The sequence below is a fragment of the Clostridium estertheticum genome, assembly GCF_026650985.1.
In the GTDB taxonomy this organism is placed as follows: domain Bacteria; phylum Bacillota; class Clostridia; order Clostridiales; family Clostridiaceae; genus Clostridium_AD; species Clostridium_AD estertheticum_C.
Map to the genome: position 1 here is coordinate 81578 of NZ_CP086239.1, position 18731 is coordinate 100308.

Here is an 18731-nt window from a genome sequence, read left to right on the forward strand (position 1 = left end):
ATGGGTGATTTTTTGAAAAAATTTAAGATTTTAGATCAAGAAACTATTAAACAAATAAACAAGAAGAATATAATACATCTTTTATATAAAAAAAGTCAGATTACAAAACAAGAAATAGCAAAAGAACTTCATATAAGCATCCCTACAGTAATTAGTAATGTAAATGAGCTTATAGAAGAGGGATACTTGGATGAGGCAGGAGTAGCTGAATCTACAGGGGGAAGAAAGCCGATTATTGTAAGATTTTTACCAGATGCTAGATACTCATTTGGAGTTTGTATAACTCCTAGTAAAATAAGAATCGCATTAATTAACCTTAAGCTTCAGATAATTAAAGAAGAAGAATTTAAATTATCAGAAGACATTGAAAGTATAGATATAATAATGAATAAAATTAAACAATGTATAGATCAATTAGTTAGTAGTTTTAATATACCAAAGGATAAGATAATTGGTGTAGGTTTTTCGCTTCCAGGTACAGTGAATGAAGAGGAACTACTTTTGGTAAATGCACCAAATCTAAAACTAAATAATATAGACTTTAAAAAATATGAAAAACTATATGGTTATAAATTTTTTATAGAGAATGAAGCAAATGCAGCAGCTTACGCTGAAACATTCTTAAATACTGATAAAGTTATAAAAAACTTAGTTTTTGTATCTATAACAGAGGGAATAGGTACAGGAATTATGATAAATGATAATCTTTATAAGGGAAATAATAAGCGAGCTGGTGAATTTGGTCACATGACTATAGTAAAAGATGGAAAACAATGTAATTGTGGTAAAAAAGGATGCTTTGAACTATATGCTTCTGAAAAAGCGTTAATAAACAAGTATAATGAGGAATTTAATGTAGAAGATAAAAATTTAAAAGAATTTTTTAGACTCACGAAAACGGAGGAAAAAGCAAAAAAAATTCTTTACAGTTATATTGATTATCTTGCAGAAGGAATTAAAAATATCATTTTAATAACGGATCCTGAAAAAATTATAATAGGGGGAAAAATTGCCTACTATGAAGATTATTTTAAAGAACTTTTGATGAAAAAGGTTTTTGAAGAAAACAGTTTTTACACTAAAGAAGAATGTTCGTTATCATTTTCAAAATTAAAAGAAAACGCATCAATACTAGGTGCAGCATTAATGACTATGCAAGAAATATTTTTTACAAATAAAAAAATAATATAAATACTATATTTATGTAACTTTATATTCTGTATAATAGTTATATGGTATATAATAGAATAAATTGTTTTATACAAACAAATATGAAAAGTTATGATTAGACATATAATATATAAGAAGGGAAGAGTGAATTATGAGTATAAAAAGAAATTTTGGAATAATAGATGGAAAGGAAGTATATCTTTTCACTATTAAAAACTCCAAGGGTATGATTGCCGAGGTTAGTAATTACGGAGGAACATTGGTATCATTAAAGGTTCAAGGAAGTAATGGCAAATTTGATGATGTAGTTTTAGGCTACGATACATTAGAAGATTATAGAAAGTACAATTATTTCTTTGGAGCAACAATTGGGCGAGTTGCTAATAGAATAGGAACTGCAAGTTTTGAAATCAATGGAACTAAGTATAATGTAGCTAAAAATGAAGGCGAAAATCATATACATGGTGGAGTAGTTGGCTTTGATAAAAAAGTATGGGAAGAAAAAATTGGATCAAAAGATACTGATGATAGTATAGAATTATCTTACCTTAGTGTTGATGGGGAGGAAGGATACCCAGGAAATCTTAATGTATCTGTTAAGTTTACGGTTTCTGAGGATAATGAATTAAAAATAGAGTATAATGCTATCTCAGATAAGGATACTATAGTAAATCTTACTAATCATTCTTATTTTAACCTCTCGGGTCAGGGCTCAGGAGATATTTTAAAACATCAGGTTATGATTAATGCTGATAAATTTACAAAAAATAATAAAAATTCTATACCTACGGGTGAAATAGCCGATGTAAATGACACTCCAATGGATTTTAGAAAATTAACATATGTTGGAGAAAATATTTCAAGCAGTTATGAACAAATTGTATTTGGTAATGGATATGATCATAATTATATAATTAATACTACTGGTAAAAAACTTGAAAAGGCAGCCGAAGCTTATGATGAGAAAAGTGGACGTGTTATGGAAGTTTATACAACTAAACCAGGAGTACAGTTTTATACAGCAAACTTTCTAACAGGGCAAGAGCTCGGAAAAGGCGGCGCAACATATAATAAAAGAGATGCTTTCTGCTTTGAAACACAATATTTTCCGAATGCTATTAACACTAAGAATTTTGAGTCACCAATACTTAAAGCAAAACAAAATTATGAGCATAAAACAATATACAAATTTTCAGTAAGGTAAGAATATTTTTTATTGAAAGTGAATTTCACCCTATATGAAAGGGTGAAATTCACTTTTTACTTTTTTGTATAAAATCTAATGTAATATAGCATTTCTATAATTTGTATGATATGCTTTACATGTGAAATTCAAGATAAATTACATAAACATCTATTATAAAAGAAAGCTTTGACATGATCTATACGGAATAGAGAAAGGAAGTGAGTATTTAGTGTGTTTGTATACTTATAATACAATGCTCACTAAATCTAAAAAATGGATAATGAATTTCCAAATGCTCGGAAGATATTGGACTGTTTATTAGAAAATTTGGAGGAAGGAATTCATGTAATAGACTGTGAAGGCAGAACTATATATTACAATAGTGTTATGGGAAAAGTAGAGGGTGTAGAGCCTAGAGAAGTAATAGGTAAAAAGGTTAATGAGTATCTAGAGGATGTAAAAGATGATGAGTCTACACTTATGAATGTATTAAAGTCTGGTGAAAAAATTGTAGATTTAATACAACATTATGGCAATGGATATAAGAAAAAAGTGACTACTATAAATACTACTATTCCAGTAACTTTAGAAAATAAGATTATAGCAGTGATTGAAATAGCAAAAGATATGACTCGGTTAAAAGAGTTAACTGAAAACATTTGTAAATTACAAAATTTGGATAAAAAATTAAATGTACATTATACTTTTAGTGATATTTATGGTAATAATCCTATTATGAAAAATATTATAGAGAAGGCTAAAAAAGCTAGTATTTCAAGTTCATCTGTACTATTATATGCTGAAACCGGTTCAGGAAAAGAAGTTTTTTCCCAAAGTATTCATTATTGTGGGCTGAGGAAAGATAAGCCTTTTATTCCTATAAATTGTGCAGCTATTCCTGCTCTATTGTTAGAAGGAATGCTTTTTGGTACGGAAAAGGGAAGTTTTACAGGAGCTGAGAATAAAAAAGGATTGTTTGAAGAAGCAAATCATGGAACTATTTTGTTAGATGAAGTTAATTCGCTAGAACCGTATCTTCAATCTAAACTTCTAAGAGTACTTCAAGATGGTTATATAAGGCCTATTGGAAGCACTAAAAGTATATACATTGATGTAAGAATAATAGCCACGTTAAATGAGGAACCGCAAAAACTTATAGAAAGTGGTAAATTGAGAAAGGATTTTTATTATAGGTTAAGTGTGCTGAGAATAGATATTCCTCCGTTAAGAGAAAGAAAAGATGATATTATTTTATTTGTAGAAAAATTAATTGAAAAATATAATAAAATCTTAGGTAAAAATATAAAAGGTATAGATGATAATATGCTTAGGAAACTTAAAGAATATAGTTGGCCAGGAAATATTCGTGAATTAACAAATGTTATTGAAGCTGCAATGAATATGGCAGATAATAATTCGATTTTAACAGAAAATTATTTTGATTCTAGAATTGTATATGAAAATAACCAAAATCCTTGCGATGTTTTATCAAATTTAGATGGAAAATTTAATTTAGAATGTTATATGAGTAATATTGAAAAAGAAATAATAGAAAAAATATTAAAAATAAATAATTATAATGTTAGTAAAACAGCTAGAGAACTTAGTATTTCAAGACAAAATCTTCAATATAAAATAAAGATACATAAAATAATATAAACTTATTAAAATAAGCAAGATTATTTGCTATACATGCAAAACATTTTGCAGGTATAGTTAACTTTAGAAGACACTGAATTTACTGGGAATTATTAGTTGAAACTTTTTATTATAATAAAACATGCAGAATATTTTGCAAATAAAAAACACACGTATTTAAGCAATGGCTTAAATACGTGTGTTTCTATTTGGCATGATAATTGCTACTATTAAAATAAGAATATTAATAAAATGATTTAATAATAATTTTGATTTTGGGAGGTAAAATTATGATTAAAAAAGGTACTTGGGTCGAGATAGAAGAAATCGTTTTAACACCAGAAGATAGAGCGAAAAATATTCCAGATGAGACAAAGAAAACTCCTCTTAAATGCTGGATACGTGGAAAGTGCCTAAATGATTGTGAATTAGGAAGTGAAATACAAGTTGAAACTAATGTAGGTAGAATCGCTAGAGGAATAGTCGCTCAAATAGAACCGGGATATTACCACACATATGGTAAGTATGTTGAAGAAATAAGTAATATAGGAAAACAAGCTAGAGAGATTATATCTCAGTAAAATAATGAATTTAAATCTATTTTAATAGGAGGTTATACATTGTGAATAAATATGAAAAGCTTATGTCTAGAAAGAATGATATAATTCTAAAATCTATAGGGATAGATTATAGTAAATATGAAACTGGCAAGATTTCATTTGATTATGAAGCTTTGATGAGTGATGTTGAATATTCGTTTGAAGAAGTTAAAAGAATTCAAAATGAAGTTGGAGTAGGAAATACTCCACTTCTAGAATTAAGAAATATAACAAAACTTGCAAGAAAGGTGTCAACGACTGGACATGCGGCTAGAATATTTGTAAAAGATGAAAGTGCTAACCCATCCGGAAGTTTTAAAGATAGAAGAGCGTGTGTATCTGTATTTGATGCAATGAAGAGAGGATACACTGGCGTTGGAGCAGCTACTTCAGGTAATTATGGAGCCGCAGTTGCATCTCAGGCAAATATAAGAGGGCTTAAATGCATAATAGCAAATGAATGTTATGATTCAAGAAAAGTAGGGCAACCAGAGATATTAGAAAAAGGAAGGAAATGTGAAGGATTTGGAGCGGAAGTTGTTAGACTTTCTGTAGGTCCTGAATTATTTTATACTTACCTAAAAATACTTGAAGATACAGGTTATTATAATGCTTCATTATATTCATCTTATGGAGTAGCAGGAATTGAAACGTTAGGTTATGAGATAGCTGAGCAGTGCAGAGAAAAATTAGGGAAAGAACCGGATGCTGTTATTATAACTCATGCAGGTGGTGGCAATGTTACTGGTACGGCAAGAGGGCTTATTAGAGCTGGTTCTACAAAGACAAAGATAATAGGAGCATCAGTTGATCTTTCGGGTCTTCATATGGCATCTGATATAGACTTCAATAAGAAATCGTTTACTACGGGGCATACAGGATTTGGGATTCCATTTATGACGAATCCTGATAGGTCAGATGTACCTAGAAGTGCTGCTAGACCTTTAAGATATTTAGATAGATACGTAACAACTACTCAAGGTGATGTATTTTGGATGACTGAAATATTAGCACAGATTGAAGGACTCGAGCGAGGGCCAGCGGGAAATGTATCCTTAGTAGCGGCGTTTGCAATTGCTCAGGAATATGGTGATGATGCTATCATAGTTGTTCAAGAGACTGAATATACGGGAGCTGGGAAACATTTATTACCTCAACTTAATTTTGCTAAAGAAAATGGAATTAAAGTTTATGTTGGTGATCCAAAGGAGCAAATACCAGGTGAGAATATAGTAATCCCATCTCATCCATCAAAGGTGAAAGTCACCGATATCGATATGGAAGGGTTAAAAGAATCATATATGAAAAATGTAATTAAGAAATTAGGTGAGAATAAAGCGCAGCAGATTGATATTGAATATTTATCCTTGGAAACAAAGTTGCCCAAAGAAAAAATTGTAGAAATATTAAAACAACATAACGTTGAAATATGTTAGGAAGGGGGTATTTAATTTATGAGAAGAGAAGATGATTTCGAAATAAGAAGAGAACATTTAAAAAATTTAACAAATGACCAATTGTATGATAGGTTTTGGAGCCTTACAAATCAAGTAGTAAAACCTATGGTTGATTTAGCATATACGCATACGTCACCAGCTATTGAACGGTCTGTAGTACTTAGAATGGGTTTTTCTAGTTTACAAGCTCAGCCCATAATATCTTATGGAACTAAATGGAACTTACTTGGCAAGGGTATAGGAAATGTGATTTTAACTTATGCAAAGTTTAAAAATATAGATTATATTAAAGCAGGAGTGGAACTTTCTAAAGGAATAGGCTGGGATGTCGTATCTGAAAAAATGAAAGGAAGTGACAACTAATGCAGGAAAAGCTAGAGGAAAATACAAAACTTAATGTGGAAGAAATATTAAAGGATCTAGATAAGTATGAGCCTAAATGGAGAGGCTGGCATTGGAGAGAAAAAAATGAAACTGGAAAGGTTGGTGAATTCACATATCATGAAATATCAGCACCTTTAAAGAAGAGTCAACCTCTTCCAGCAGCAAGGAGTTTTGGAAATATAGATCCACAACCAAGAGCAACTATTACCACAGAAATTGCTTCAGGAAGATTTGAAGATGATATAAGAAGAATGAGAATGGCAGCATGGCACGGTGCGGATCATTTAATGGTTATTAGGACAATGGGACAAAGTCATTTTGATGGGTTACTCGAAGGAAGTCCTGAAGGATTTGGTGGGGTACCAATAACTAGAAAAGAAATTAGAGCAACAAGAAAAGCTATAGATTTAATAGAAGAAGAAGTGGGTAGAAAGATTAATTTTCATTCTTATGTATCTGGCGTTGCAGGTCCTGATGTAGCAGTTATGTTTGCAGAAGAAGGGGTTAATGGAGCTCATCAAGATCCACAATATAATGTACTTTATAGAAATATTAATATGGTTAGATCTTTCGTTGATGCTGCAGTTGCAAAAGGCATCATGGCACATGCTGGAATGCTTCAAATAGATGGTGCGCATAATGCAAATGCAACAGCTATGAAGGGTTATAAGGTAATGCCAGAACTTATGGTGCAACATGCTATAAATTCTTGTTTTTCTGAGCTTGTTGGAATGAAACCAGAAAATATTTCTTTATCAACAGTACCTCCAACATCAGCACCAGCCCCTTGTATGAGATATGACTTGCCTTATGCAGTTGCTCTAAGGGAGTTTTTCAAAAAATATAAGATGAGAGCTCAAATGAATACTAAATATATAGAATCTTGTGAAAGAGAGGCTACAGTAGGACATACTTTGAATCTTTTAATATCTGAGTTAACATCAGCAGATATTCAAAGTACAATAACTCCTGATGAAGGACGTAATGTTCCTTGGCATTATAATAATATTCATGCTATTAATACAGCTAAACAGGCATTTATAGGTATGGATGGATTAATGGACATGATAGAGCTTAAGAAAACAGGATATTTACCAGAAAAGGCAAGAGAAATTCAAGAAAGAGCTGTTTTGTTCTTTGAGGAAATATTAGAGGTTGGTGGATACTTTAAAGCTGTAGATTCTGGATTTTTTATTGACTCAGGTCAATACCCAGAAAGAAATGATGACGGTATCGCAAGAAAGATTTTAGGTGGAGATGCAGTTGGGACAATAGTTAAGAGAGAATCAGATTATTTTGCACCGGTTTGTGGTCATTTTGGATACAATAATGTTCCAAAAGAGTATAAAAAACCTTGTGAAGCTATTGAAGAATGTACATTGTGTAATCATTCCAAAATTATATACATCGATGAACTAGATGATAATGATAATGTATTTAAGAGAATGGAAAAAGTTAAAGAAGATGGGACGGTGGTTCCTGAGGTTCAATGGGCAAAAGATGGGTATGTAAAAATAACTTTATGTATACCGGAAAATGAACAGATTAGTGAGGCGGCAGCCCTTGAAATGGGAAAAAGAATGAATTTGAAAAATGTAGAAATTGTTCATAAACAAGTATTACAAAAGGCTGAAGGAACTCTAGTTGAAATAAAAGGAGTATGTGATTTTACACCTATAAAACGTGATGAGTTAGTTCTTCCAAAGAGAAGAAAATCACTATCAGATCAACAAATGAAAGATTATGTAAAGCAGCATCCAATAAAAGTTGTTGCAGCAACTGTTGGGGAAGATGAACATTCAGTTGGAGTTCGTGAAGTTATTGATATTAAACATGGTGGAGTTGAAAAATTTGGCATAGAAGCAATTTTTCTCGGGACTTCATGTCCAATAGAAAAACTTGTAGATGCAGCTATAGAATCAAAAGCTCAAGCTATACTCTGTAGTACAATAATTAGTCATAACGATGTTCATACAAAAAACATGAAAAAACTTAGTGATCTTTGTATAGAAAAAGGAGTAAGAGATAAGATTATACTTGTTTCCGGTGGAACACAAGTAACTGATGAAATAGCTAAAGCAAACGGCATGGATGTTGGTTTTGGACGTGGATCAAATGGTACCTCCGTAGCATCATTCATAATTAAAAGGTTAATGGGCCTTCCTGATAATGAAGAAGAGGAAGAGTAAAAGGAGTGTGATTGCTTGTGAAGGTAGATTATCTAGTTGCTGAAATAGGTAGTACCACCACCTTGGTTACAGCATTTAACGTATGTTACGATGAGGCAGGTCATGTTTTTGTAGATATACCTTTTCAAGGCAACAGCTGTACTACAGTAACGGACGGTGATGTAACTATAGGATTAAAAAATGCAGTTAAAGATATTGAAAATCAAATACATGAACCAATCACATGGAAAAAGATGTTAGCAACCTCTAGTGCTGCAGGTGGGCTTAGAGTAACTGTTCATGGTCTCATGGAGCACATGACCGTTAAGGCGGCAAGGGAAGCAGCTCTTGGCGCTGGTGGCATAATAAAAATGGTTACTGCTGGAAAAATGAGAAAGAGTGATTTAAAGAGGATACATGATATAAATCCTAATATGATAATGATTGCTGGAGGCACGGATTATGGTGAGAGGGAAACAGCTCTTTATAATGCAGAACTTATAAGTGCCGAAAAATTTAGTATTCCTATTGTTTACTGTGGAAACAGCGAAAATAGAGAAGAAATAAAAGAAATATTTGAAGGGCAAGAAATTTATCTAATAGATAATGTATATCCAAGTGTAGATATTTTAAATGTGGAACCTGCAAGAAAAATAATACAAGAAGCCTTTGAAAAAAATATTGTTAAGGCACCTGGAATGAGTAAAATAAAAGAAATGGTAAATGGAAGCATAATGCCAACACCAGGAGCAGTTATGGAAAGTTCAAAACTTTTGTATGACATAATAGGAGACTTAGTAGTTCTTGATGTAGGGGGTGCTACTACCGATGTGCATTCTGTTACAGAGGGAAGTAGCGTAGTTTTAGATATGCTAATAAATCCTGAACCAAAGGCTAAAAGAACTGTAGAAGGAGATCTTGGAGTTTTTATTAACAGTAAAAATGTAATCGATTTACTTGATGATAGGGACTTAGGTGAATTTAGCACTGAATATATAAAAGAGCATATAAAACCTATACCAAAAGATAAGGAGGATGTATTTGCAAGTAGATTGCTAACAAAGAAAGCTATAGCTGTTGCAATAGATAGGCATGTAGGATTTATAAAAAGAAAATATGATGGTGACAGTGGGTTTGTAGCCTATGGTAAGGATTTATCTGAGGTTAAATATATAATAGGTACCGGTGGTGCACTTACAAGGCTTCCAAAGGGAGAAGATTTGCTTTTGAAAATAAGGTACTTAAAGGATGAAGTTACAATGTTACCTAAAAAAGGTGCTAAAGTACTAATCGACAAAAACTATATTATGGCCTGCGCAGGAGTTTTAAGTAGAGAAAACAAAGAAGTAGCAAAAGCCTTGTTAATTCAAAGTCTAGGGATAACAAAAGATATATCTTTGGATTGTTAGTTATTATTATTTGCAAAAGTTCGAAATAAGGAGAGTATCTATATGGGAAAAAAATATCCTTGTATGGAAGTGGATCTTAAAAAATTGACTCATAATGTAAAAACAATACTAGCGATGTGTAATAAAAAGCATATAGATGTTGCCGCGGTTACTAAAGTATATTGTGCTAAAAAGCCTATTGTAGAAGCTATACTCGAAGCTGGAGTAGCTATGGTTGCAGATTCTAGAATATTAAATTTAAAAAAATTAAATGATTTGAATTGTAAAAAAATGTTGCTTAGAATTCCAATGATAAGCGAAGCCTATGAGGTTGTTAAGTATAGTGATTGTAGCTTAAATTCAGAAATAGATACAATAGAGCAGCTAGCAAAAGCTTCAAATAAATTAAATAAAATCCATAGTATTATATTAATGGTAGATTTGGGAGACTTAAGAGAAGGAGTATTAATTAATGATGTAGTTTCCCTTGTCAGTAAAATAGTAAAATTAGATAATATTAAGTTAATAGGCCTTGGAACCAATGTTACTTGTTACGGTGGAGTAATTCCAGATAGTGAAAATTTAGGCAAGCTTATAAAATTAAAACTTGAGATAGAAAAAACATTTGATTTAAAATTACCTGTAATTTCAGGAGGAAATTCTAGTAGTTTATATATGGTTATTAATGATAATATGCCAAAAGAAATTAATCAGCTTCGAATTGGAGAAGCAATAGTTCTTGGTAGAGAAACTTCTTTTGGGAAACCAGTGCCTAATTGCTATGATGATGCTTTTATACTCAGTGGTGAAATAGTTGAAATAAAGAGCAAACCAACTGTGCCAACAGGCACTATAGGTATGGATGCGTTTGGATATATTCCTTCTTTTGAAGACAAAGGAATAAGAAAAAGAGCCATTATAGCATTAGGAAGACAAGATATAAGAGTAGAAGGGATAACTCCTTTGGACAATGACATAAGTATTTTTGGTGCAAGTAGTGATCATCTGATTTTAGATGTTACTGATAGTAAAAAGCAATTAATAGTGGGAAGTATAGTAGAGTTTAAAATAGATTATGGATGTTTACTTAAGGCAATGACTTCCCCTTATGTTGAAAAGTATTATAATAATTAAAAATTAGTTTGCATTATATGAAATTAAATATTAAAATTTTAAGGAGGAACATATTATGAAAAATAAAATAAGAGTTGTTGTTTGGGGATTAGGTTCAATGGGAAGCGGTATTGCTAAAATGGTACTTAGCAAAAAAGGATTTACTATCGTGGGAGCTATTGATATGGATCCCAATAAGGTTGGCAAAAAACTATATGAAGTGTTAGGTGTAAAAGCAAATGAAGATAATTCTTGCACTGTTACTAGAAATTCTATGGATGTTATAAAGAAGAGTTTTGCAGATGTTTGTCTTATGGCAACAGCGTCCTTTACAAAAGTTGTATTTCCATTAATAAAAATGGCAGCAGAAGCTGGTATGGATATCGTAACAACAGCTGAAGAAATGTCATACCCAAGAGCAATGGATCCAAAATTATCAGATGATATGGATAGAATAGCTAAAGAAAATAATATCTCAATATTAGGAACTGGAGTAAATCCTGGATTTATAATGGATTTAGTTGCTATAATGCTTACAGGAGTTTCTGATACGGTTGATAGCATAAAGGCTACTAGAGTAAATGATTTAGCTTGTTTTGGTAAAGCAGTTATGGTTGAGCAAGGTATTGGATTAAAACCAGAACAATTTATACAAGGAGTTAAAGACAATACAGTAGATGGACACGTTGGATTTATGCAATCTTTTGGAATGTTTGAAGAAGCGTTTAATATCAAGTTCAATAATATTAGACAAGAAAAATCACCAATTGTTACAACTGTACCACGCAGCACGGATATTGTTTCGGTGGAAGTTGGAGAAGTTGCTGGATGTAGCCAATTGGGATATGCAAGTTTAGGAGATAAAGTATTTGCTACAATGGAGCATCCTCAGCAGATAAGACCAGAACTTGAAAATGTTGATACTGGAGATTATATTACAATCAAGGGAGTTCCAAACTTGAATCTCCAAATAAAACCAGAGATACCAGGAGGCATTGCTACGATTGCTATATGTGTTAATATGATTCCACTTGTAATGAATTCAGAGCCAGGACTAAAAACAATGCTTGATTTACCAGTTCCAAGAGCTATAATAGGTGATGTAAGAGATTTAGTAAAATAAAGTAGAATAAACGAATATTAAGGGGGAGTTTTTTATAATGGAAGAAGATAATAAAAAATTAGGTCTTGGGCTACTTGTAGCTTTAGGCATTGGTACTATGATTGCATCAGGTATTTTTAATAGCCCAACGGACCTAATATCAACAACAAATCCAATGGCAGTCCTTATTTCATGGGGTATTGGGGTTTTCGGCGTAGTTATGCTAGGGTTGGTATTTTACTTACTTTCAAATAAAAAACCGGAATTAAAAGGAGGAATTTATTCATATGCAAAAGAAGGATATGGTGACTTTGTAGGGTTTAACTCAGCTTGGGGTTACTTTACAAGTTCTTTCCTTGGGAATATTGCATTTGTTATTTTAATTTTTAAGACTATAAATAGTTTAATAGGAGAAGGATATTCCATGCCTCCTATTTTATCATTCATATTTGCATCTATCCTTTTGTGGTCATACTATTTTGTAATAAGGAGGGGTATAAGGCAAGCGGGTATCCTGAATTTAGTAGTTACAATTGGAAAAGTAATACCACTAATCTTAGTAATTATATTTGGTTTTTCAGCTTTTAAGCTAGGTATATTTAATGTTGATAATTGGCAGACTGTTTTAGCATCAAGTGGAGACAGTGTTAATTTAGGAAAACAGATAAGCGGAGCAATGGGGACAATTTTATGGTGTTTTGTGGGTGTTGAAGGTCTAGTAGTCTTATCCCAAAGAGCAGAATCACAAATACTAGTTGGTAAAGGAACAATAATTTCACTTGCTATAACGGCAACACTTTATGTATCAATATCTATATTATCAATGGGTATTTTGCCAGCTAAAGCTTTAGTTGCAGCACAAACGCCATTAGCGGCTGTTTTGGCACAAACAGCTTTAGGAAGCGCGGGGGCTATGATAGTTAAAGTTGGAATTTTAATTTCACTTATAGGAGCACTCCTTTGCTGGCTTTTGTTAACCACAGAAATATTGTATGTTCCAGCAGAACAAGATGGGCTAATGCCTAAATGGTTTAAAAAGAATAATAGTAAAAATGTACCTACAAATGCTCTTTTATTTTCAATGCTTGCAACACAAATAGGGCTTTTAGCTATGTTATCACCAGCACTACAAAAGGCTTACTATATAGCAACTCATATGTGTACAACTAATATATTAATACCATACTTATTATCATCTATGTTTGCATATAAAGTATATAATAAAGAAGGCGGACATATTAAAGAAAAAATTATATCAATAATTGCAGGTATTTATTCAATTTATGTTATCTATGCAGTAGGAATTGGATATTTAGGTTTAGCTGTTGTAATTTATGCAGTAGGTATAGGTTTTTATTTAAAAGCTAAAAAAGAAAAAAATGAATCAATTACGTATAGAGAAAAGTTGGCTATGGTAGTTATTATTATAGTGGCTATTATTATGATAATAGCAGCAGCTATGGGTAAAATTTCTGTGTAGTAACATTTCAGAAGGAAAGTATCCATTTTTATAAGTATAAATAATATGTTATAACAAAAATAAATTCAGAGGGAATCTAAATCTCCTTCTGAATTTATTATTATATATGGAGGTGTTATTCGTGATGAGTGTTCTAATGGAAGATTCTGAAAAAAAAATAAAAGACACTTTAGAAGAACTAATTTCAATACAAAGTGATACAGGAACGTCACTAGAGAAAGATGTTGAAAAATATCTATATGATTGGTTACAAAAATTAGATTATTTTAAAAGTAATACAAATAACTTAGGAAGTTATCCACTTAAGAATGATTCATTAGAACGAGCAGTCGTATGGGGGTTAGTTAAAGGAGTTGGGAGAAAAACAGTTATTCTTCTTAACCATCATGATGTTGTAGATGCTTATGATTATCAAACTCTAAAACCTTATGCTTATCAACCTGCATTACTTAGAGAAATGCTGAAAAATGTTGAATTAGCAAAAGATGTTGAAGAGGATTTAATAAGTGGAGAATGGATTTTTGCAAGAGGAGCTGCAGACATGAAAGCAGGTATTGCAATTCAGTTGTCAATTATTGAAGAATTTTCAAAACAGCAAAATTTTAATGGGAATATTCTGTTTATATCGGTTGCTGATGAGGAATCATTATCACTCGGAATGAGGAGTAGTGCAGAGTTACTTGAAAAAATCAAGAATAAATTTGATTTGGAATATACTATTTTAATTGATTCAGAGCCACACCAGAAAACGGAAAATAATGAAGGTGTGTTTTATACAGGTTCTGTTGGAAAATTAATGCCTGTTGTGTATGTAAGGGGTAAAAAAACTCATATTGGTGACATTTTTCAAGGATTTAACCCGCTCCTTTTATTATCGCAAATTGCAAGTGAAACGGAACTTAATTCGGACTTCTCAGATGTTGTAGAGAATGAAGTATCACCGCCACCTTCCTGGAACTATTTTAGAGATGGGAAAAAATGTTATGATGCGTCTATACCAGATTCGGCAGGTGGATATTTTAGTGTCTTAACCCTTAAGCGAACGCCAAAGATAATACTTGAGCAATTACTTGAAATTTCTAAACAAACATTTGAAAACGTTATATGCAAAATGAATAAAAGCTACAGTAATTACCTAAATAAGAAAAATGAAGATGAACATAAACTTCCTTGGAAGACAAATGTTAAAACCTTTTCACAAATATATAATGATGCCATTGAACAATCTGGAGAAAAATTTCTCTTAGATTATAATTTAACTATTGATAAATTAAAAATAGATATAAAAAATAACATCATTGGTATGCCCGAGAGTAATATGGCTCTAATCGGTAAAACATTAGAATATATTGCAGATAAAACACCAATGGTGGTTATAGCATTTTCTCCACCTTATTATCCTCACATATCAATTAATGATTTTAAAGAATTAGATAATAATGTATCACATATTGGCAATGCGGTAGTTCGTATTGCGAGGGAAGTGTGTTATGAAACTTATAGTAAGAGAAATTATTTCATGGGCATTTCTGATATGAGTTATGCAGCCTTGAATGAAAGTGAGAACGTCATACCACATATAGAATTTAATATGCCACTTTGGAAAAACATGTATGATATTCCATTTGAAACTATAAAACAATTAAATATTCCAAGCATAAATATAGGTCCTTACGGAAAGGATCTACATAAGTTTACAGAAAGAGTCTTTACGATTGATGTAATAAGACAAACACCAAGACTAATTAATGGTGTAATTGAGTATGTTTTAAAAAATAATTAAGAAAATATTTGATTTGGAAACAAGGGTTGGATTTTAAATTTACATGCTTACCAAAGTATTAAATAAAGGGGGAATGTAGAATGGAATCAAATAACAATGAAATAAAAGAGGTACTTGATAAATCTAAAGGACTTGAGCGTAGTTTATCAAGTAGACATATTCAAATGTACACACTTGGCTCAACTATAGGTACAGGCATATTTCTAGCCTCAGGTTATGTTATACACAATGCGGGACCTGGTGGCGCGGTGGTTGCATATTTGATTGGTGCATTAATTATGTATCTAATGATGTCATGTCTTGGAGAACTAACAGTGGCAATGCCAGTTTCAGGTAATGTGCAAGCTTATGCAACAGAATTTATTAGCCCAGCAATAGGATTTACGTCTGGTTGGATGAAGTGGATAAGTTGTGCGGTAACAGTTACAGCTCAATTAGTCGCTTCGGCAATTATAATGAAAAATATATTTCCTACTGTAAATTCACTAGTTTGGATTGTTGCCTTTACTATCTTATTAATTTTACTTAATGTACTTCCAGCTCGTAATTATGGTGAAACAGAATTTTGGTTTGCAAGTGTTAAGATTATCGCTGTAGCGCTCTTTGTTATTGTAGGAATTGGAATTATGACAGGTGTTATTGGAGGAAAATGTATTGGGTTCACTAATTTTGTAAATGATGGAGGAGCATTTCCTAATGGGTTTAAAGCCATTGTTGTATGTATGTTATCTGCTATATTTGCATTTGGTGGGTCAGACCTTATTGCAACTGCAGCAGGTGAGAGTAAAAACCCTGGATTTGAAATGCCAAAAGCCATAAAAGGATATGTAATTTCTATAACCTTAATTTATGTGGTATGTGTTATTTTAATTGGGTGTGTTCTTCCTTGGAGAGAAGCAAACCTTGCAGGTAGTCCCTTTGCTTATATGTTTAAAAGTGCTGGAATAAGTTCAGCTGCACTTTTAGTGAATATAATTGTTGTTACATCAGCACTCTCGTCAGCAAATGGTTTTTTATATGCAAGTACAAGGACATTATGGTCTCTTGCAAAGCATAAACAAGCACCAAAATTATTAGCAAAACTAAATAAAAATAAAGTTCCAATATATTCACTTGCTATTTCTATTGCGTTCGCATCATTTGCGATCGTTTCCAGTTTTATAGCAGCGGATACAGTTTATCTTTTCTTAATCTCTCTTCTCGCTAGTATTGATATATTCATTTATTCAATAGATTGTATATGCCAAATGAGATTTCGAAAACGTTATATATCAGAAGGGCATAAGGTTGAGGATTTAAAATATAGAACTCCATTTTATCCAGTAACTCCAATTTTAGCGCTTATATTATATGGTATAATCGTAATTGCTATGATATTTGATCCAACAGAAAAAATAGCTGTTATTACAGGAGTTCCAACAATTATTATATTATATATTTCGTTTAAATACTTCTCTAAAAAGATAAAAAATACTAATGTTTTTTAATTGGTGAAAAATAAGTTATTACAAAGCAAAAAAATAATTTCTGTATAATACAGAAATTATTTTTTTATTTTAAATCTATTTTCTGATTTTAGGGTTCGAACATTATGAACAAACTGTTAATAATATTAATTTTGGCAACGATTTCAATAATTATTATTGGGAAAAACAAGTAAAAGTGAATAAATATAAGCACTATAATTAATAGTATATAAGGCATATAACTTTAACTTTAGCATTATTATGCAATTATGCGTATAAAGAACCAAAAAAAACTTTTATGTATGTTTATGCTATAATTTTTGTGTTATACATTATAAATTAGAACATTGTGAATATATATACAATCAATCAGTTGTCTGAAATTTGCAAGTGGTAATGTATATATAATTATAGCGCAAAATAGAGCTTAAGATATAAATGGAGTTATAAATAAGCGAGAAACTTAATAGATGCTAAATATGTAGAATAATAGTATAATAAGGAGTTTTCTTTATGAAATAAAAGACTTTATAATGAGGGCAGCAAAAGAAATGATGGGGAGATGAAATATCATGGATTCATTTATAAATGTAACTTCGGAAATAGGAAAACTTAATAAAGTAATGTTACATAGACCAGGTAGAGAAATAGAAAATTTAACACCAGAACTTCTTGAAAGATTGCTTTTTGATGATATTCCTTATTTAGAGGTAGCGAGAAAAGAGCACGATATATTTGCAAAGCTTTTAAAAGAAAACGATGTAGAGGTTCTTTATTTAGAAGAACTTGTTACAGAGGCTTTGGAAGATGATAAAGTAAAAAAGACATTTTTACAGCAGTTTTTACAAGAAAGCCACATTAGTAATAAAGAAATATATAAATCTCTTTATGCTTATTTAATGTCAAAGCCAACAAGCGAAATGATTGATATACTTATGGCTGGAGTTAGAAAAAATGATGTAGATGTTAAAGAAATGCATTCACTAAGAGGATTAATAGGAAATAACTATCCATTCTATTTAGATCCTATGCCTAATCTTTACTTTACTCGCGATCCAGGTGCTTCAATTGGAAATGGTATTACTATAAATACTATGCAAACTGAAGCTAGGAGACGTGAGACGTTGTTTCTAGAATTTATTCATAAATATCATAAATCCTTTAAAGCGCAGGAAGTACCACTTTGGTATGATAGGACTCTTCCTAATAATATAGAAGGTGGGGACGAACTTGTATTATCTGCTACAACTCTTGCAATAGGATGTAGTCAAAGAACTTCACCTGAGGCTATAGAAGTGGTAGCAAGAAATTTGTTTGCAAAACATACTTCTTTTGAAAAAGTATTAGTATTAGAAATTCCATCTAGCAGAGCATTTATGCATCTTGATACTGTATTTACTATGGTTGATTATGATAAATTTACAATACACCCAGAGATAGAAGGACCACTTAATGTTTTTGAAATTACAAAAGGTCTTAATGGGGAAATAAATATTAAACAAGAAAAAGATATATTACAAAATGTATTAAAATCTGCATTAAAGGTACCTTCAGTTGAATTGATAAGATGCGGTGGTGGTGACTCTATTGTAGCGGCAAGAGAACAATGGAATGATGGATCAAACACTCTAGCTATTGCACCAGGAAAGGTTATAACTTATGAACGAAATTATATTACAAATGAAATTTTATCAAAACGTGGTATAACAGTTATAACAATGCCAAGTGCTGAATTATCAAGAGGACGAGGCGGTCCTAGATGTATGAGCATGCCACTAAATAGAGATAACTTATAAT

At 31.5% G+C, this 18731-nt stretch carries 14 protein-coding genes; all 14 read left to right on the plus strand.

Features of this window, described 5'->3' with window-relative positions:
- Nucleotides 1–12: 12 nt before the first annotated feature.
- The 14 genes from LL038_RS00325 (at nucleotide 13) to arcA (ending at nucleotide 18730) form a co-directional block, all read left to right on the plus strand.
- The gene (locus tag LL038_RS00325) at nucleotides 13–1191 is read left to right on the plus strand and encodes an ROK family transcriptional regulator (RefSeq protein WP_216119510.1); all 1179 of its coding nucleotides are present in this window, start codon (nucleotides 13–15) and stop codon (nucleotides 1189–1191) included.
- 130 nt (nucleotides 1192–1321) lie between these two features.
- On the plus strand, nucleotides 1322–2374 hold the full coding sequence (locus LL038_RS00330) for an aldose epimerase family protein (protein WP_216119511.1): 1053 nt from the start codon (nucleotides 1322–1324) through the stop codon (nucleotides 2372–2374).
- 288 nt (nucleotides 2375–2662) lie between these two features.
- Nucleotides 2663–4015 carry a sigma-54 interaction domain-containing protein gene (locus tag LL038_RS00335; protein WP_253199832.1) on the plus strand — a complete coding sequence of 451 codons (1353 nt, stop codon included), beginning with the start codon at nucleotides 2663–2665 and terminating at the stop codon, nucleotides 4013–4015.
- A gap of 269 nt (nucleotides 4016–4284) precedes the next feature.
- A complete protein-coding gene (gene ortA / locus LL038_RS00340) occupies nucleotides 4285–4575 on the plus strand; it encodes a 2-amino-4-oxopentanoate thiolase subunit OrtA (RefSeq protein ID WP_216119513.1) in 291 nt (96 codons plus the stop codon).
- Nucleotides 4576–4616: 41 nt separating this feature from the next.
- Nucleotides 4617–6029, plus strand: a complete 1413-nt coding sequence (ortB, locus tag LL038_RS00345; protein WP_268055962.1) for a 2-amino-4-oxopentanoate thiolase subunit OrtB — start codon at nucleotides 4617–4619, stop codon at nucleotides 6027–6029.
- 18 nt (nucleotides 6030–6047) lie between these two features.
- The gene (locus tag LL038_RS00350) at nucleotides 6048–6413 is read left to right on the plus strand and encodes an ornithine aminomutase subunit alpha (RefSeq protein WP_216119514.1); all 366 of its coding nucleotides are present in this window, start codon (nucleotides 6048–6050) and stop codon (nucleotides 6411–6413) included.
- The gene (oraE, locus tag LL038_RS00355) at nucleotides 6413–8623 is read left to right on the plus strand and encodes a D-ornithine 4,5-aminomutase subunit OraE (RefSeq protein ID WP_216119515.1); all 2211 of its coding nucleotides are present in this window, start codon (nucleotides 6413–6415) and stop codon (nucleotides 8621–8623) included. The genes LL038_RS00350 and oraE overlap by 1 nt, the downstream gene beginning before the upstream one ends.
- A gap of 17 nt (nucleotides 8624–8640) precedes the next feature.
- Nucleotides 8641–10011: a GlmL-related ornithine degradation protein gene (locus tag LL038_RS00360; RefSeq protein ID WP_216119516.1), complete on the plus strand. Its 1371-nt coding sequence runs from the start codon at nucleotides 8641–8643 to the stop codon at nucleotides 10009–10011.
- A gap of 42 nt (nucleotides 10012–10053) precedes the next feature.
- Nucleotides 10054–11124: an ornithine racemase Orr gene (gene orr / locus LL038_RS00365; RefSeq protein WP_216119517.1), complete on the plus strand. Its 1071-nt coding sequence runs from the start codon at nucleotides 10054–10056 to the stop codon at nucleotides 11122–11124.
- Nucleotides 11125–11179: 55 nt separating this feature from the next.
- Nucleotides 11180–12226, plus strand: coding sequence for a 2,4-diaminopentanoate dehydrogenase (gene ord, locus LL038_RS00370; protein ID WP_216119518.1), 1047 nt, complete (start codon nucleotides 11180–11182; stop codon nucleotides 12224–12226).
- A 37-nt stretch (nucleotides 12227–12263) separates the two neighbouring features.
- On the plus strand, nucleotides 12264–13685 hold the full coding sequence (locus tag LL038_RS00375; protein ID WP_216119519.1) for an amino acid permease: 1422 nt from the start codon (nucleotides 12264–12266) through the stop codon (nucleotides 13683–13685).
- Between the two features lie 124 nt (nucleotides 13686–13809).
- Entirely contained in the window at nucleotides 13810–15468 is a 1659-nt protein-coding gene (locus LL038_RS00380) for a M20/M25/M40 family metallo-hydrolase (protein WP_253200189.1), read from the plus strand.
- A gap of 80 nt (nucleotides 15469–15548) precedes the next feature.
- Entirely contained in the window at nucleotides 15549–16955 is a 1407-nt protein-coding gene (locus tag LL038_RS00385; RefSeq protein WP_216119521.1) for an amino acid permease, read from the plus strand.
- 551 nt (nucleotides 16956–17506) lie between these two features.
- Nucleotides 17507–18730 (plus strand): arginine deiminase, encoded by a 1224-nt coding sequence (arcA, locus tag LL038_RS00390; RefSeq protein ID WP_216119522.1) that lies wholly within the window; start codon nucleotides 17507–17509, stop codon nucleotides 18728–18730.
- Nucleotide 18731 lies beyond the last annotated feature (1 nt).

What these genes read in the sequence shown, in the direction of transcription:
- LL038_RS00330 (WP_216119511.1), top strand. Translation starts at nt 1,322, where the DNA reads ATGAGTATAAAAAGAAATTTTGGAATAATAGATGGAAAGGAAGTATAT.
- ortA (WP_216119513.1), top strand. Translation starts at nt 4,285, where the DNA reads ATGATTAAAAAAGGTACTTGGGTCGAGATAGAAGAAATCGTTTTAACA.
- LL038_RS00350 (WP_216119514.1), top strand. Translation starts at nt 6,048, where the DNA reads ATGAGAAGAGAAGATGATTTCGAAATAAGAAGAGAACATTTAAAAAAT.
- oraE (WP_216119515.1), top strand. Translation starts at nt 6,413, where the DNA reads ATGCAGGAAAAGCTAGAGGAAAATACAAAACTTAATGTGGAAGAAATA.
- orr (WP_216119517.1), top strand. Translation starts at nt 10,054, where the DNA reads ATGGGAAAAAAATATCCTTGTATGGAAGTGGATCTTAAAAAATTGACT.
- ord (WP_216119518.1), top strand. Translation starts at nt 11,180, where the DNA reads ATGAAAAATAAAATAAGAGTTGTTGTTTGGGGATTAGGTTCAATGGGA.
- LL038_RS00375 (WP_216119519.1), top strand. Translation starts at nt 12,264, where the DNA reads ATGGAAGAAGATAATAAAAAATTAGGTCTTGGGCTACTTGTAGCTTTA.
- LL038_RS00380 (WP_253200189.1), top strand. Translation starts at nt 13,810, where the DNA reads ATGAGTGTTCTAATGGAAGATTCTGAAAAAAAAATAAAAGACACTTTA.
- LL038_RS00385 (WP_216119521.1), top strand. Translation starts at nt 15,549, where the DNA reads ATGGAATCAAATAACAATGAAATAAAAGAGGTACTTGATAAATCTAAA.
- arcA (WP_216119522.1), top strand. Translation starts at nt 17,507, where the DNA reads ATGGATTCATTTATAAATGTAACTTCGGAAATAGGAAAACTTAATAAA.